This is a genomic window from Gordonia sp. NPDC003422 (assembly GCF_053588675.1).
On the sequence record NZ_JBSFQL010000009.1, the window covers coordinates 41,976 to 55,476 of the forward strand.

Here is a 13,501-nt window from a genome sequence, read left to right on the forward strand (position 1 = left end):
GAGTGTGGGGTGTGAAGGGGAAGGTCGGGCGTCGATTACTTGATGGCGCCGAAGGAAAGGCCGCGGACGAGTTTGTTCTGTGCGATCCAGCCGCAGATGACGACCGGGAGTGCAGCGAGGACCGAGGCCGCGGACAGTTGGGCCCAGTACAGGCCCTGCCCGGACATGAATCCGGTGAGGAACACCGGCATCGTCTGCGCGTTGACCGCGGTCATGTTGACGGCGAAGAAGAACTCGTTCCACGAGAAGATCACGCAGATGAGCGCTGTCGCAGCGATTCCCGGTGAGATGAGCGGCAGGATCACCTCGCGCACCGAGGTCCAGAGACTGGCACCGTCGATGCTGGCGGCCTCGAGCAGTTCGCCGGGCACCTCGAGGAAGAACGAGCGCATCATCCACACCGCGATCGGCAGATTCATTGCCGTGTACAGGATCACGAGGGTCCAGATGTTGTCGAGCATGTCCATCTTCCCGACGATCACATACAGCGGGATGATGGCGGCGACGATCGGCAGCATCTTGGTGGAGATGAAGAAGAACAGCGCGTCCTTGGTCTTGCGCACCGGCCGCAACGACAGCGCGAACGCCGCCGGCACGCCGAGCAGCAACACCAGGATCGTCGAGACGATGGTCGCGAACAGCGAATTCAGCAGCGGCGTGGCGATTCCCGCGTCGAAGACGTCGCGGAACTGTTGCAGGGTCGGAGCGAAGATGAAGGTCGGCGGATTGGTCGCCGCGTCGCTCTCCTGTTTGAAAGCGGTCAGCACCATCCACAGCACCGGGAAGAAGAACCCGATGGCGAGAATCCAGGTCACCGCGGTCAGTGCCATCTGGCGCGGGTTGCGCTGCTTCTCGATGTCCTGCGGCCGCACGTGCGCGGTCGTGGTGGGTGTGTCGGGACGGATGTCGGTGCTCATCAGGCCGGCTCCTCTGTTCCGGTGAATGACTTGAAGATCAGGCGCAGGGCGAGGGTGGCGACGACGATCGTGCCGATCACCGTGACCACACCCATCGCGGCCGCCTGCCCGATGTCGAATCCGAGGAAGGCCCGCTGGTAGATGTAGAAGGACAGGTTGGAACTCGACACCCCGGGTCCGCCGGAGGTCATCATGTAGACCGCGTCGAAGGTGTTGACCAAATAGATCGCGCCGAGGACGGTACCGAGTTCGATGAAGCGTCGCAGGTGCGGCAGCGTCAGCTCACGGAAGAGCCGGAAGCTGGTCGCCCCGTCCACCCGGGCGGCCTCCTGGATGTCGCGAGGCATCGACTGGAGACCGGCCAGGATCAGCAACATCATGAATGGCGTCCACTGCCACACCAATTCGGCCATCACGCTCATCAGCGGGAACTCCGAGAGCCAGTCGGTGTGGATGCCGAACGGACTCAATGCCCAGTTCACCAGACCATTGGTGGGTGAGAGCAGGCTGGTCTTCCAGAGCAGGGCCGATGCCACCGGGGTCACCAGGAAGGGTGTGATCAGCAGCGTGCGAACCACACCGCGGCCCAGGAACTTCCGGTCCAGCAGCAGCGCGAACATCAGTCCGAGCAACACCGAGACGATGACGGTTCCGACGATCAGCACGATCGTGTTCGCGGTGACCCGCCAGAACTGGCTGTCGGCGAAGACCGCGGCATAGTTGTCGAGGCCGACGAAGGCCCGCGAACCGGGCCGCACCAGATTCCATGATTGCGTGGAGTAGTAGAGCGTGAAGACGAACGGGATCTGGGTGACCACGATCATGAAGATCAGGGCCGGAAGGAGCGGACCGCGCCTGCGCCAGCCCTCGGCGCGGCTGATGTGGTCGCGCCGCGAGGTCAGCGGCGCCTGATCGGCGGGCGGGACCTGCTCGTCGCGGGTGGATACTGCGGTGGCCATGTCTAACGCTCCCTCTGGTAGGTCTTGCCCACGACCTCGGCATACTGCTGCGCCTGTTCGAGGGCGTCATGGACGCTGATCTGACCCGCGATGGCAGCCGAGATCTGTTGGCTGACACGTGTTCCGAGGTCCTGGAACTCCGGGATGGCCAGGAACTGGATGCCGGTGTACGGGACCGGGTCGAGCGTCGGCTTCTGTTGGTTGGCCGCCTGCATGGCCTGCAGGGTCGGCTCGGCGAACGGACCCGATATCTTCTGATACGCCGGGAGTTGGTAAGTCGAGAGCCTGCTGCCCGGCGGGATGTGGCTCGCACCGAGTTTGTCGGCGACGTGCTCGATGTAGTTCCGGTTGGTCATCCAGTTGATGAACTTCCAGGCGTCGTCCGGGTTTTCGCTGCTCGACGGGATGCCGAGCGACCAGGTGTAGAGCCAGCCGTTGTCGTTCTTGGCCATGCTGGGCGCCGGCAGGTAGCCGACATCGCCTGCGATGGTGGAGGTGTCGGGACTCTCGAGCACCGACACCGCCGACGTCGCGTCGTACCACATCGCAACCTGGCCCTGCGACATCAGGTTTCCGCATTCCTGGAAGCCCGACGACGACGCACCGGCCTCCCCGTACTTGCGAACCGTGTCCACATAGAACTGCACCGCGGCCTCCACCTGCGGACTCGTCAGCTGCGCGTTCCAGTTCTCGTCGTACCAGCGGCCGCCGAAGGCGTTGATGACCGTGTTGAGCGGTGCCAGCACCTCGCCCCAACCCGGCTTGCCGCGCAGGCAGATTCCCGCCGTGCGGTCGTTGGTGAGCCGCGCCGCCGCCTCGGCCACCTGCGGCCACGTCGGTTGGGCGGGCAGCGACACACCGGCCTCGCGGAACAGCTTCTTGTTGTACATCAGGAACGACGACTCGCCGTAGAACGGCGCCGAGTACATCGAACCCTGATATGACAGTGCGGTTTTGAGGGTCGGGATGAAGTCGTCGGCGGCATAGGTCGGGTCGGCGTTCATGTAGGGCGTCAGATTGACCAGCCATCCGTACTCGGCCCACATCGGGGTTTCGTAGTTGCTGATCATGACGACATCGAACTCACCTCCGCCGGTGGCGACGGACGCCGTGATCTTGGCGCGCGCCTCGTTCTCGGAAAGGGTGACGAAGCGGACCTTGAGGCCCGGATTCTGCTCCTCGAACTGGCTCGACAACGCGACCGCGTCCTGCATCTGAGAGTTGGAGACCATGGCGACCGTGACCTCACGCCCGCCGCCTCCGGTCAGCGAACCCGCGCCGGCACACCCGGTCGCCACCAGGGCGATGGCCGCACACAGCGCGACCAAGGCGGTCCGGCCGTTGTGGAGAATGCGGCGCGGCAATTGCGTCACCTGCCGTCGTGGAGATCTCATAGCTGACCTTCCTGTTGTGAGACAAGCCATTCCGCGGTCGGTTCGTCCGTGACCAGAATGGTCGCGTAACCGCCACGAAGCGCACCGAGAATGGACTCCTGCCGGTGAGCGCCGCCGGAGACGAGAATGGACGTGGGGCACGCCCGGATGGCGTCGAGCGACACCGACACGGTGCGTTCGACCAGAGTCGAATCCACCGGGTTGCCGTCCTTGTCGTAGAACCGCCCACCGATCTCGCCGACTGCACCGAGTTCGACGAGTTCGTCCAGCACGATCGCGTCGATGTAGGCACCTTCGAATAGCGTGGTCGAGGTGGACACCGATCCCACGCCGAACAGCATCACCTGTGCACCCCGAGCCGCGGAAAGTGCTTGGGACAGAATCGAATCACGATGCAGTGCCGCCACGGTCTCCGGGTCGACGTACAGCGGTGCCACCAAGCGCAGCGGCTGAGCATGCAGCCGCTCGGAGAAGCGTGCGAGAGCATGGTCGACGCCGGTGTGGTAGTCGACCGAGGTCATCGAGCCATCCATCTGCACCACCCGCTGGCAGCTTGCCGCTCCCCCCATCGCGTCGGCGACCGCCACCTGCTCTGGGCCCCAGGTGAATCCGAAGGTGTCGGTGGGCTGGATACGTCGTGCGAGCACGGATGCGCCCGCGCGGCCCAATGCGGCGTTGCCCGACGCAGTACCGTCGGCGGGTTCGTCCATCACGAGCACCTCGTCCAGACCGAAGAGTCGTTCGACCTGGCGCTCGAGGTCGGTGTGGATCGAGGAGGACAGGTGGGCCGGAGCCGTCACCGAGACCTGCACCAAGCCCTGCGCGCGGGCCCGTTGGATCAGGCGCCCCGCCGTGGGCCGGGACACGCCCAGCCGCCCGGCGATCTCGGCCTGCGTCAATCCCTCGAGGTGGTACATCGTGGCCGCTCGGACGAGCAGGCGAAGGTCCTGTCCCGTGTCGGCGCCGCCGCGGGCCCCTGGCTTGTGTCCCGCCGGTCGAGACGGGGACTCCTCGGCCATCTGCTCTCGCGCTGCCACGTGCTGAGCTCCATCCACTTGAACTGGTTGAGCATTTGCTCACTAGCGGTTCATATGCTCAGTACGCTAGCATTCGCTGTGTGAGCTACGCAACAGTCGATTCCGAATGTGACGCCGAGCAGCAAACGATGAAGGCGGCGGTCCTGTGGCCTGATCTCCGCCTGGAGGTCGAAGAGCGACCCGTGCCGACACCAGGCCATGGGGACGTGTTGGTGCAGGTCAGCGCCGTGGGTGTCTGCGGATCCGATACCCATTACCTACGCGAGGGCCGCATCGGCGACCACGTCGTCCGCAACCCGCTGGTCCTCGGGCACGAGGCCGCAGGCGTGATCGTCGACGTCGGAGAAGGCGTCGACGCAGCGCGCATCGGCGAGCGAGTGTCCATCGAGCCGCAGCGCCCGGACCCGATGAGCGCCGAATCGATGCGCGGCGACTACAACCTCTGCCCGCACATGCGGTTCTTCGGCACTCCCCCCGTCGACGGCGCCCTCGCCGGCTTCGTCACCATCGGGTCGGCCTTCGCCCACGCCGTTCCCGACGACGTGACCGACGAGGCCGCCGCACTCTTCGAGCCGTTGTCGGTGGGGATTGCCTCCGTGGCGAAAGCAGCAGTCGGGCTCGGTGGCTCCGTGTTCATCGCCGGGGCCGGCCCCATCGGCCTGGTGTGCGCGCAGGTGGCTCGCGCGGCGGGCGTCTCCCGTATCACCATCAGCGAGCCCGATCCCGACCGCCGTTCGCGTGCGTACGATTTCGGTGCCACCGAGGCGGTGTCCCCGACCGACTCGGTCACCGGATTCGATGCGTTCATCGACGCGAGCGGGGTTCCCGCCGCGGTGCGCGGCGGCCTGGCGGCCCTACGTCCAGGAGGGCGGGCCGTGCTCGTCGGCATGGGCGCCGACAGCATGGACCTCCCGGTGTCGCTCATCCAGAATCGCGAGATCGTCCTGACCGGCGTCTTCCGCTACGCCAACACCTGGCCGATTGCCCGAGCGCTGGTGACCTCGAAGGCCGTCGACCTCGACGCGATGGTCACCGGGCACTACGGACTCGCCGACGCCGCAGCGGCCCTCGAATCAGACCGCGTGCCCGGGATGATCAAAGCCATTGTCCACCCGCAACTCTCGCATCACCCCGACACCCCGCCAGCCGCTCGAAAGGCCGTTTCGTGAACACCCCGCTGTCCAACGCCACCCTCCCGTCGATCACCGACATCCCCACCCCCGGCTACGACCGCAGTCAGGTTCGGCCGACCATCGTGCACTTCGGCGTCGGTGGGTTTCACCGCGCCCACCAGGCCATGTACCTCGATCGTCTCCTGGGATCCGACCCCGCCTGGGGGATTTGCGGCGTCGGCGTACGTCCGGCCGACGAACGGATGCGCGATGCGCTGCTGCCGCAGGACGGCTTGTACACACTGACGCTCAAACATCCGGACGGGGCGGTCGAGACCTCGGTGATCGGGTCGATCGTCGACTACCTGTACGCCCCCGACGATCCGGAGGCCGTGATCGAGCGATTGGCCGATCCCGGCACCCGCATCGTGTCGCTCACCGTCACCGAGGGCGGCTACAACTTCTCCGCATCGACCGGCGAGTTCGACGCCGACAACCCGGAGATCGTCGCTGATCTCAGCGAAAACAAGCCTCCGACATCGGTTTTCGGCCTGGTGACCGAGGCACTCTCCCGCCGACGGGACCGTGGCATCGAGTCGTTCACGGTGATGAGCTGCGACAACATTGCCGGCAACGGCCACATGGCCCGGGCCACCTTCCTCGCCTACGCCCGATTGCGCGACGCCGAACTGGCGGCATGGATCGACGATCACACAAGGTTTCCGAACTCCATGGTCGACCGGATCACCCCCGCCACGCCGGCGGACCTGGCCGACGAGGTGACGGCGCGGACCGGCATCGTCGACAACTGGCCGGTGGTGGCCGAACCGTTCACACAGTGGGTCCTCGAGGACGACTTCTCCTGCGGGCGACCGGCTCTGGAGCAGGTAGGTGTGCAGGTGGTCGAGGACGTCACGCCGTACGAGCTGATGAAGCTCCGGCTGCTCAACGCGGGGCATCAGGCACTCTGCTACTTCGCCCATCTGCTGGGCTACCGCTACGTGCACGACGCCGCGGTCGACGACGACCTGCGAACCCTGTTGCGCCGCTATATGACCGAGGAGGGCAAGCCGACCCTGCAGCCACTGGCCGGTGTCGATGCGGACGACTACATCGACACACTGCTGGAACGCTTCGCCAATCCGGCCATCGCCGACACCATCGCCAGGCTGTGTCAGGATTCGTCGAATCGGATTCCCAAGTGGCTGGTCCCGGTAATTCGGGACCGGCTCGCCGACGGCGGCTCCGTCGATCTCGCTGCAGCCGTAGTCGCCAGCTGGACCCGGTACGCCGAGGGTCTCGACGAGAGTGGTAACCCCATCGCGGTCGACGACCCACTGGCCGATCGGCTGGTGCCCCTGGCGCGGCAGTCGATCACCGAGCCGCTGGCCTTTGTTCGCGAGCAGTCGCTGTTCGGCGACCTGGCGGACCACGACGCGTTCACCACGCCTTACCTGCGGACGCTGGAGTCGTTGCGTACCAAGGGTGCTCGCGCCACCCTGACCGAGTTGCTGTCATGACGCTCGTCGCCGGAATCGATTCGTCGACCCAGTCCTGCAAGGTGATGATCTGCGACGCCGACACCGGCGCGGTGATCCGCACCGGCAGCGCACCACATCCCGACGGCACCGAGATCCATCCCGACCATTGGTGGGACGCCTTGTGTTCGGCCATCACGAAGGCCGGTGGTCTCCACGATGTCTCTGCACTCTCGGTCGCCGGCCAGCAGCACGGCATGGTGTGCGTCGACGACGCAGGCCGCGTGGTCCGAGACGCATTGCTGTGGAACGACACCCGATCTGCGACCGCCGCCGACGATCTCGTCTCCGAATTTGGCGGGCCATCGGCATGGGCGAAGGCGGTCGGCGTCGTCCCCGTCGCCTCGATCACCGCAACCAAGCTTCGCTGGCTCGCCGACCACGAACCCGAGCACGCCGACGCGACCGCCGCCGTGTGCCTGCCGCACGACTGGCTGACCTGGCGTCTGTCCGGCAGCGGCGACATCGCGACGTTGACCACCGATCGCAGCGACGCCTCCGGAACCGGCTATTACAGCGCCGCGACCGGACAGTACCGAACAGATCTGCTGCGCATGGCCTTTCGCGATCGTGAACCTCTGGTTCCCCGCGTCGTCGATGCCGGGGAGGCGGCCGGTAAAACACCCACGGGTCTCGTCGTCGGAGCAGGCGCCGGCGACAACGCGGCTGCCGCGCTGGGTCTGCATGCCGGGCCCGGCGACGTGATCATCTCGCTGGGCACCTCCGGGGTGGTCAGCGCCGTCACCGACGTCGCGCCCGCTGATCCGTCCGGCATCGTTGCGGGTTTCGCCGACGCGACCAGACGACATCTACCTCTGGTCTGCACTCTCAACGGGGCGCCGGTGCTGGCCGCCACCGCCCGCGCACTCGGCGTCGACCTCGACACTTTTGCACAACTGGCCCTGTCGGCGCCTCCGGGCTCCGATGGGCTGACCCTGCTGCCCTACCTGGCCGGCGAACGCAGCCCCAACCTCCCCGACGCCACCGGCACACTCTCCGGGATCACCGCCGCCAACTTCAGCCCGGCCCACGTCGCACGCGCGGCGGTCGAGGGCTTGCTCTGCTCGCTGGTGTATTGCCGGGAGCAGATCGAGGCGCAGGGTGTGTCCGTCGAGCGATGCACCATGGTCGGTGGCGGCGCGAAATCAACTGCGGTGCGCGCGATCGCACCTGCCCTCTTCGGCGGTGAGATCACTCTTCCCGCCGACGGCGAGTACGTGGCGCTCGGCGCGGCTCGTCAGGCCACGTGGGCGTTGACCGGTGACCTCCCGGAGTGGAAGGTCGAGACCACGACACTGACAGCCACACCGACACCCGAGGTGTACGAGCGCTACCGGGCCGCCATGGGGTGACACCTACGCCCAGAAACCTCGCTCCTCCAGCTGCGCCACCGCTCGATGCCCACCGCGAAGGAAGTGCCCCTCGGTCAAGGTGCGCACCATACCGGGCGAGCGGGACGCGAGCGCATCGACGATCTCGCGATGATCACGCAACGACGACGCGACCGACTCCGGATGAGAGTCGAAGAAGCCCAACGGAATCGCGCCACTGAGCAGCTTGAGTTCGGCGACCAGGCGACGCGATCGTGCGCCCAGGTTGATGAGCCGATGGAACTGAAAGTTGAGTCGCTCCATGGCGAGGAGATCATCGGTCGATTCCATCCGATCGGCCAAGGCCGTGAGTTCAGCCAGTTCCTCATCGGTGAGGTTGACCGATGCCCGCTCGGCAGCCAGTCCGGAGATGACGCCCAGCATCCAGTAGTGGTCCCGAATGTCCGCGCGCGTGAGGTCGGCAACGAATGCCCCTCGACGCGGGATGGTCTCGATGATGCCCTCGCCAGCGAGAGCGATCAGCGCCTCCCGCACCGGCAGCTTGCTCATGCCCAGTCGCTCGGCCAGGGCGTCCTGGTCGACCTTGGCCCCCGGCTTCATCTGTCCGGAGAAGATCTGCCGACGGATCTCCTGCGCTGCGGTCTGCTTGAGCACCGCGGAACTCGCATCGCCGACAAGACGGCCCGCATTGCTCATGAGACTGTCTCCGATCCTGAAACCATTGCGCTAATTTATCATCTTCTGGCCCTATTGCGTCCATATGGTGGACTTTTGCTGGCACTTCTAGCCAGAGGGCTCATTTTTTGATAATTTCGAGCCATGCCCGCTTCAGCACTCCCCCACACCCCCGTCGTCAGCGCGGACGACTTCGACCAGATTCGCACCGTCGTCCACGACTTCATCCGGACCAAGGTCGTCCCGCGTGAGACCGAGATCATGGAAACCAACGCCATCCCCGACGACCTGCGTGCTCAGGCTGCCGAAATGGGCCTCTTCGGCTACGCGATCCCCCAGGAATGGGGCGGTCTGGGCCTCGACCTCACGCAGGACGTCGAGCTGGCCATGGAGTTCGGCTACACGACGCTCTCCCTGCGGTCGATGTTCGGCACCAACAACGGCATCGCCGGGCAGGTGCTGGTGAACTTCGGCACCGACGAACAGCGCACCGAATGGCTGGAACGCATCGCCTCCGGCGACGTCGTGGCGTCGTTTGCGCTCACCGAACCCGGCGCAGGCTCCAATCCGGCAGGCCTGCGGACCAAGGCGACCCGCGACGGGGACGACTGGGTGATCGACGGCCAGAAGCGGTTCATCACCAATGCCCCCATCGCCGACCTCTTCGTCGTGTTCGCGCGCACCCGCCCGGCCGACGAATCAGGCACGGGTATCGCCGTCTTCCTGGTTCCGGCCGACACTCCCGGGGTCGAGGTCGGCGTCAAGGACAAGAAGATGGGCCAGGAGGGCGCCTGGACCGCGGACGTCTCCTTCGACGGCGTGCGAGTCCCCGCCTCGGCCCTCGTCGGCGACACCGACACCGGCTACAAGGCCGCGATGACCTCCCTGGCTCGGGGCCGTGTGCACATCGCCGCGCTCGCCGTGGGTGCCGCGCAACGCGCACTCGACGAATCGGTCGAGTATGCCGCGAGCGCGACTCAGGGCGGAAAGCCCATCGGCTCTTTCCAATTGGTTCAGGCGATGCTGGCCGACCAGCAGACCGGGGTCATGGCCGGGCGAGCGTTGGTGCGCGACGCCGCCGCGAAGTACGTGTCCGGTGAGGATCGACGCACGGCGCCGTCGGCGGCCAAACTCTTCTGCACCGAGATGGCCGGCAAGGTCGCCGATCTCGCCGTCCAGGTCCATGGCGGTACGGGCTACATGCGTGAGGTCCCCGTCGAACGGATCTATCGCGACGTCCGGCTGCTGCGCCTTTACGAGGGCACCAGCGAAATCCAGCGACTCATCATCGGCGGCAACCTCATTCGCGCTGCATCCAAGTAGAGCCGCATCCAACCAGACAGGAATCACCATGCCCGGACCTCTCCTGAAAGACCAGACCGCCGTCATCACCGGCGCCGCACAGGGAATCGGCTGCGCGATCGCCCAACTCTTTGTAGACGAAGGCGCGCGCGTGATCATCGGCGACATCAACGCCGAGGCCGCCGAGAAAGCCGCCGTCGAACTCGGTGGAGGCGGCGTCGCTGTCGGAGTGCGCTGCGACGTCACCGTCGGCGACGATGTCGACGCTCTACTGGCCGCGGCGGCAAAACATTTCGGACCCGTCGACGTGATGGTGAACAATGCCGGCATCACCCGCGACGCGACGATGCGCAACATGACCGAGGAGCAGTTCGACCAGGTCATCAATGTGCACCTCAAGGGCACCTGGAACGGCACCCGCAAGGCCGCGGCCATCATGCGCGAGCGTAAGAGCGGCGCCATCGTCAATCTCTCGTCGCTGTCCGGGAAGGTCGGGATGGTCGGTCAGACCAACTACTCGGCAGCCAAGGCCGGGATCGTCGGCATGACCAAGGCGGCCGCAAAAGAGCTGGCGCACCACGGTGTTCGGGTCAATGCGATCCAGCCCGGCCTCATCCGCTCGGCGATGACCGAGGCCATGCCTCAGAAGGCGTGGGATCAGAAGATGGCCGAGATCCCGATGGCCCGGGCCGGCGAGGTCACCGAGGTCGCATCCGTCGCACTGTTCCTGGCCACCCACCTGTCCTCCTACATGACCGGCACCGTCATGGAGGTCACCGGCGGCCGGTTCATGTGAACGCACAACGATCGAGCACCAGAGGAACACCATCATGACTCCCACTTCCCTGCGCCGGGCCGCGATCGTCGCACCGGCACGCACTGCCGTCGGCACCTTCGGCGGCGCACTGCGCAACGTGCCCGTCGAGGATCTCGGCGCCGCTGTCGTCAGGGCCGTCGTCGACCGCTCCGGCATCGACCCCGACCGCATCGACGACGTCGTCTTCGCCCAGTCCTACGCCAACTCCGAGGTTCCGTGCGTCGGACGATGGATCGCATTGCACGCCGATCTCCCGATCTCGGTCGGCGGCATGCAACTCGACCGCCGCTGCGGTGGCGGACTCCAGTCGCTGGCCACCGCGGCGATGATGGTGCAGACCGGCGCTGCCGTCGCCGTCCTGGCCGGCGGCGTCGAGTCGATGAGCCGAATCGAGTACTACTCCACCACCAACCGGTGGGGTGCGCGCTCGGGGAACGTCACCATGTACGACCGCCTCGACCGCGGACGCGAACGCTCCCAACCGGTCTGGCGGTTCGGCGAGATCTCCGGAATGATCGAGACCGCCGAAAACCTCGCTCGCGACTACGGCATCACCCGTGATGCGGCCGACGCCTACGCCGCGCGCAGCCACCAGCGCGCCGCCGCAGCCTGGGACGCCGGGCGGTTCGACGACGAGATCATCGAGATCAGTGTTCCTCAACGCAAGAAGGACCCAGTCGTCTTCAACCATGACGAAGGCGTCCGGCCCGATTCCACCGCAGAATCGCTGGCCAAGCTCCGCACCCTGATGCCCGACGGCACCGTCACCGCGGGTAACGCCAGCCAGCAGAACGACGCCGCGGCAGCGTGCCTCATCGTCGCCGAGGACGCCCTCGACGAACTGGGCCTCGTGCCGATCGGGTATCTCAACGGCTGGGCGGCGGCCGGGTGCGACCCCTCCCGGATGGGGATCGGCCCGGTTCCGGCCACCGAGAAGCTGGCCGCGCGATCCGGATTCGACTCCGCTGCCGAACTTCTCGACTCGATCGATCTCGTCGAACTGAACGAGGCGTTCGCCGTGCAGGTGCTGAGCGTCCTCGAGGGATGGAAGTGGAATGATCAGGATCGGTTGAACGTCAACGGCTCCGGTATCTCCCTCGGACACCCGATCGGGGCCACCGGAGTCCGGATGACCACCACCCTTCTGCACGAACTGCACCGTCGCGGTGGTGGAACCGGATTGGTCACCATGTGTATCGGCGGCGGCCAGGGACTGGCAGCCGTCGTCGAAGCGGTCTGAACGAAAGGCTTGGGACATGGGTTCACCGAGACCGCTCGACGGGATACGCGTCGTCGAGATCTCGAGTTTCGTGGCCTCGCCGTTGTGTGGGCTCACGCTCGCGCAGCTCGGTGCCGAGGTGATTCGCGTCGATCCGATCGGCGGCGCGGCCGACATCAATCGGTGGCCGCTCACCGACGACGGTGAGACATCGATCTACTGGACCGGCCTCAACAAGGGCAAGAAGTCGGTCACCGCCGACCTGCGCGCCACCGAAGGTCAGGCGTTGGTGCAGCGTTTGGTCACCGAATCCGGTCCTGGCGGCGGCATTCTCGTCACCAACTCCGGCGGACGCGAGTGGATGAGCCACGACACCCTGGCCGCCGTGCGCGCCGATGTCATCACTCTCGAACTGCTCGGCGGTTCCGACGGCTCACCGGCCGTCGACTACACCGTCAACGCGGGACTCGGCTTTCCGATGATCACCGGTCCCCTCGATCACAACGGACCGGTCAATCACGTCCTGCCCGCCTGGGATGTGGTGTGCGGACTGTATGCGGCACTGGCCATCACGGCGGCGATCCGACGACGCGAGCAGACGGGCGCAGGCAGCCGTATACGACTGCCGCTCGAGGACACCGCGCTGTCGATCGCGAGTGCGTTGGGTTATCTCACCGAACCGCAGGTCAATTCGTCGTCGCGGCCGGCCACCGGAAATGACGTATACGGCACCTACGGCACCGATGTGGTCACCGCCGACGGCGATCGATTCATGCTCGTCGCACTGACCCCAAGACACTTTCGGGATCTGGTGCGCATCACCGAGACAAAATCGGTGATCGACGCGCTCGCGGGTTCGCTCGGCGCCGACTTCACCCGCGAATCCGACCGGTACACCCATCGCCACGTACTCAACGCGTTGTTCCGCAAGTGGTTTGCCGATCGCTCCACCGACATCGTCACCGCTGCGCTCGACGAATCATCGGTGCTGTCGGAACGCTACCGCTCCTTCGACGAGGTCGTGTCGTCCGGCGTTCTTGCCGACAACCCGATGTTCGCCGGGCTCGACCAACCGGGGATCGGAACGTACCTCGCCGCCGGCCTGCCCGCGGCCTTCGACGGCGAGCACTTCTTCACCGGCCCCGCCGCCGACCTGGGAGCCCACACTCCGCAAACATGACAGCGCACACATGACATCGC

The 13,501-nt window shown here is 66.1% G+C and carries 12 protein-coding genes; 7 read left to right on the forward strand and 5 right to left on the reverse strand.

The genetic code is table 11. The features are described from left to right. Positions 1-35 precede the first annotated feature (35 nt). Genes ACWDTF_RS09720 through ACWDTF_RS09735 form a run of 4 tightly spaced genes read right to left on the reverse strand, consistent with a single transcriptional unit; the run spans position 36 to position 4,307 of the window. On the reverse strand, positions 36-917 hold the full coding sequence (locus ACWDTF_RS09720) for a carbohydrate ABC transporter permease (RefSeq protein WP_240855967.1): 882 nt from the start codon (positions 915-917) through the stop codon (positions 36-38). After that, complete coding sequence (locus tag ACWDTF_RS09725) at positions 917-1,876, reverse strand: carbohydrate ABC transporter permease (RefSeq protein ID WP_240855968.1); 960 nt, start codon at positions 1,874-1,876, stop codon at positions 917-919. The genes ACWDTF_RS09720 and ACWDTF_RS09725 overlap by 1 nt, the downstream gene beginning before the upstream one ends. A gap of 2 nt (positions 1,877-1,878) precedes the next feature. After that, positions 1,879-3,270, reverse strand: a complete 1,392-nt coding sequence (locus ACWDTF_RS09730) for an ABC transporter substrate-binding protein (protein ID WP_449754324.1) — start codon at positions 3,268-3,270, stop codon at positions 1,879-1,881. Next, complete coding sequence (locus ACWDTF_RS09735; RefSeq protein WP_355274353.1) at positions 3,267-4,307, reverse strand: sugar-binding transcriptional regulator; 1,041 nt, start codon at positions 4,305-4,307, stop codon at positions 3,267-3,269. Before ACWDTF_RS09735 ends, ACWDTF_RS09730 begins: the two co-directional genes overlap by 4 nt. Positions 4,308-4,435: 128 nt before the next feature. Here ACWDTF_RS09735 and ACWDTF_RS09740 point away from each other — a divergent pair, with 128 nt between their 5' ends. The 3 genes from ACWDTF_RS09740 to xylB are packed head-to-tail and all read left to right on the forward strand — an operon-like array spanning position 4,436 to position 8,309. Beyond that, complete coding sequence (locus ACWDTF_RS09740; RefSeq protein ID WP_355274421.1) at positions 4,436-5,476, forward strand: NAD(P)-dependent alcohol dehydrogenase; 1,041 nt, start codon at positions 4,436-4,438, stop codon at positions 5,474-5,476. Beyond that, the gene (locus tag ACWDTF_RS09745) at positions 5,473-6,939 is read left to right on the forward strand and encodes a mannitol dehydrogenase family protein (protein ID WP_449754325.1); all 1,467 of its coding nucleotides are present in this window, start codon (positions 5,473-5,475) and stop codon (positions 6,937-6,939) included. Before ACWDTF_RS09740 ends, ACWDTF_RS09745 begins: the two co-directional genes overlap by 4 nt. Beyond that, complete coding sequence (gene xylB / locus ACWDTF_RS09750; protein WP_240855976.1) at positions 6,936-8,309, forward strand: xylulokinase; 1,374 nt, start codon at positions 6,936-6,938, stop codon at positions 8,307-8,309. The genes ACWDTF_RS09745 and xylB overlap by 4 nt, the downstream gene beginning before the upstream one ends. A 3-nt stretch (positions 8,310-8,312) precedes the next feature. Here xylB and ACWDTF_RS09755 read toward each other — a convergent pair whose 3' ends face one another. Then, a complete protein-coding gene (locus tag ACWDTF_RS09755) occupies positions 8,313-8,984 on the reverse strand; it encodes a GntR family transcriptional regulator (protein ID WP_240855978.1) in 672 nt (223 codons plus the stop codon). Between the two features lie 123 nt (positions 8,985-9,107). Between ACWDTF_RS09755 and ACWDTF_RS09760 the strand changes: the two genes are divergently transcribed. Genes ACWDTF_RS09760 through ACWDTF_RS09775 form a run of 4 tightly spaced genes read left to right on the forward strand, consistent with a single transcriptional unit; the run spans position 9,108 to position 13,481 of the window. Then, positions 9,108-10,286 carry an acyl-CoA dehydrogenase family protein gene (locus ACWDTF_RS09760; protein ID WP_449754326.1) on the forward strand — a complete coding sequence of 393 codons (1,179 nt, stop codon included), beginning with the start codon at positions 9,108-9,110 and terminating at the stop codon, positions 10,284-10,286. A 28-nt stretch (positions 10,287-10,314) separates the two neighbouring features. Then, complete coding sequence (gene fabG, locus ACWDTF_RS09765; RefSeq protein ID WP_355274343.1) at positions 10,315-11,061, forward strand: 3-oxoacyl-ACP reductase FabG; 747 nt, start codon at positions 10,315-10,317, stop codon at positions 11,059-11,061. 34 nt (positions 11,062-11,095) lie between these two features. After that, complete coding sequence (locus tag ACWDTF_RS09770) at positions 11,096-12,322, forward strand: acetyl-CoA C-acetyltransferase (RefSeq protein WP_449754327.1); 1,227 nt, start codon at positions 11,096-11,098, stop codon at positions 12,320-12,322. Between the two features lie 16 nt (positions 12,323-12,338). Next, a complete protein-coding gene (locus ACWDTF_RS09775) occupies positions 12,339-13,481 on the forward strand; it encodes a CoA transferase (RefSeq protein WP_355274337.1) in 1,143 nt (380 codons plus the stop codon). Positions 13,482-13,501 lie beyond the last annotated feature (20 nt).

Excerpts from the sequence above, each read along its gene's own strand:
- ACWDTF_RS09720 (WP_240855967.1), bottom strand. The coding sequence starts at position 917 with ATGAGCACCGACATCCGTCCCGACACACCCACCACGACCGCGCACGTG.
- ACWDTF_RS09725 (WP_240855968.1), bottom strand. The coding sequence starts at position 1,876 with ATGGCCACCGCAGTATCCACCCGCGACGAGCAGGTCCCGCCCGCCGAT.
- ACWDTF_RS09730 (WP_449754324.1), bottom strand. The coding sequence starts at position 3,270 with ATGAGATCTCCACGACGGCAGGTGACGCAATTGCCGCGCCGCATTCTC.
- ACWDTF_RS09740 (WP_355274421.1), top strand. The coding sequence starts at position 4,436 with ATGAAGGCGGCGGTCCTGTGGCCTGATCTCCGCCTGGAGGTCGAAGAG.
- xylB (WP_240855976.1), top strand. The coding sequence starts at position 6,936 with ATGACGCTCGTCGCCGGAATCGATTCGTCGACCCAGTCCTGCAAGGTG.
- ACWDTF_RS09755 (WP_240855978.1), bottom strand. The coding sequence starts at position 8,984 with ATGAGCAATGCGGGCCGTCTTGTCGGCGATGCGAGTTCCGCGGTGCTC.
- ACWDTF_RS09760 (WP_449754326.1), top strand. The coding sequence starts at position 9,108 with ATGCCCGCTTCAGCACTCCCCCACACCCCCGTCGTCAGCGCGGACGAC.
- fabG (WP_355274343.1), top strand. The coding sequence starts at position 10,315 with ATGCCCGGACCTCTCCTGAAAGACCAGACCGCCGTCATCACCGGCGCC.
- ACWDTF_RS09770 (WP_449754327.1), top strand. The coding sequence starts at position 11,096 with ATGACTCCCACTTCCCTGCGCCGGGCCGCGATCGTCGCACCGGCACGC.
- ACWDTF_RS09775 (WP_355274337.1), top strand. The coding sequence starts at position 12,339 with ATGGGTTCACCGAGACCGCTCGACGGGATACGCGTCGTCGAGATCTCG.